The 1,951-nt window shown below is 70.9% G+C and carries 1 protein-coding gene; it reads right to left on the bottom strand.

The window, feature by feature from the left end; translation table 11 throughout:
• A partial coding sequence (locus tag HUK84_RS16425) for an alpha-galactosidase (RefSeq protein ID WP_176641237.1) occupies window positions 1–1,951 on the bottom strand: 1,951 nt, incomplete at both ends.

Here is a 1,951-nt window from a genome sequence, read left to right as displayed (position 1 = left end):
GGTCGGACGACAGGCCGGGCAGCAGGACCGGGGACGGCATGCGGGCGGGCGGCCAGTCGCGCTGGGCCACCAGGTAGATACCGGTCCCGCCGTCCGGCGTGGTGACGCCGCGGACGATCCGGTGGGGCGTCGCCTCGCCGAACTGGATCTGGCCGTGATGCAGGACGGGGCGCAGCCGCTTGTGCAGCGCGATCCACGCGGCCAGCCGGTCCTGCTCGTCGGTGGAAAGGCGGGTCGGGTCCAGTTCCAGCCCCAGATGGCCGAACAGCGCCACGGCGGCACGGAAATCGATCGACGTGGCGCGATGGTCCAGCCAGTTCGGACTGGCGGAGATGTGGCAGCCCGTGATTTCGGGCGGCAGGAAATGCCAGGCGCCGTCCTGGATCAGCAGGCGGTCGGGCGCGGATGTATTGTCCGAGGTCCAGACCCGCTGCACATGGCCCAGCGCCCCCCAGTCGGCCCGGCCGCCGCCCGAGGCGCAGCTTTCGATTTCCAGCGCGGAATGGACGGCATGCAGCTTGTCCCACAGGGCATAGAGGGCGAGGACCTGCCGCCGATAGGCGGGACGGCCGCCTTCGTCCGCCGCGGCCAGCAGGTCGCGGTTGAAATCCCATTTGATATAGTCGATGCGCGCGTCGACGACCTGCTCCGAGATGACGCGCAGCAGATAGCCGGCGACGTCCGGCCGCGAGATGTCGAGGACGAGCTGATTGCGCGAGGTCAGCAGCGGGCGGCCGCGCACCTGCAGCACCCAGTCCGGATGGGCGCGATAGAGGTCGCTGTCGGGATTGACCATCTCGGGCTCGAACCACAGGCCGAATTCCATGCCCCGCGCATGGACATAGTCGGACAGCGGCCAGAGCCCCTGGGGAAACAGCGCCAGGGCGGGCGTCCAGTCGCCCAGGCCCGCGCGGTCGTTGCGGCGGGCGCCGAACCAGCCGTCATCCAGGACGAACCGCTCCACGCCCAGCCGGGCGGCGATGTCGATCTGCTGGCGCAGCCGGTCCTCGGCCAGGTCGAACTGGTTGGCCTCCCAACTGTTGAGCAGCACCGGGCGGGGCTTCATCTGCCCGGTGGGCCAGCGCAGCAGGTGCCGCCGCGCATAGGCGTGGAAGGCGCGGGCACAGCCGGCAAAGCCATCGGCGGAATAGGTCGCATAGACCGTCGGCGTGTCCAGGCCGGCGCCCGGTTCCAGCGTGCCTTCGCCGGGATGGAGATATTCGCCGACCGTCAGGCGGATCCGCCCGTCTTCCATCCGTTCGGCGCAGAGGCGGTGGCCGCCGCTCCATCCCAGTTGGGCGGCCCAGGCGGGCCCGGCATTGCGGCTGGTGGCGGGCAGGCCCGCGACGATGCCCGGAAAATGGTCGTGCGTGCGGTTGCGGCGGCTTTCGATGACGATGCCGCCCTCGGCCAGGGACATCGGCGCGATGGCGAATTCATGCGCCCACGCGCCATGCAGCACGCCCAGCGCCGCGATTTCGGCGGGCAGCAGGAAAGTGCCCGAGACCAGCCGTTCGACCAGCAGGGGCGCATCGCCCCGGTTGCTCAGCCGCATCGACGCGGCCAGCACGTCGTCGGCGCAGCGCAGGGTAATGCGCAGGCCGATGGCCGAGAGCGCATCCGACGCGTCGATGACCAGTTCGTCCGGCGTCTGCCGGATGGCGTCGACCTGGAACAGGGCCGTCCAGTCGCGCCCGTCGGGGCGGGCGGCCACCAGCCCGGGCAGGTCGAAATTCCAGGCGCCGATCGTATCCAGCAGGGTGATCGTCGGCTGCCACTGGTCGGGCCCGTTATCGGGCGTGTCCGGGGACCGGACGGCGTAGAGCGCCGCGGCGTCGAGATGATCCGGCAGGCGGCCGCCCCAGTAGGCGATCTCGGGCAGGCCGGTGGCGCGGCGGATCAGCAGCAGGGTCATGCCCGTGCCGTCCAGCCGCAGCATGCCGGTGGGCAG

This window comes from Nguyenibacter vanlangensis (assembly GCF_013376155.1).
GTDB classification, from domain to species: domain Bacteria; phylum Pseudomonadota; class Alphaproteobacteria; order Acetobacterales; family Acetobacteraceae; genus Gluconacetobacter; species Gluconacetobacter vanlangensis.
Note: the sequence above shows the minus strand (reverse complement) of the source record. Positions and strands in the feature narration are given on the sequence as shown.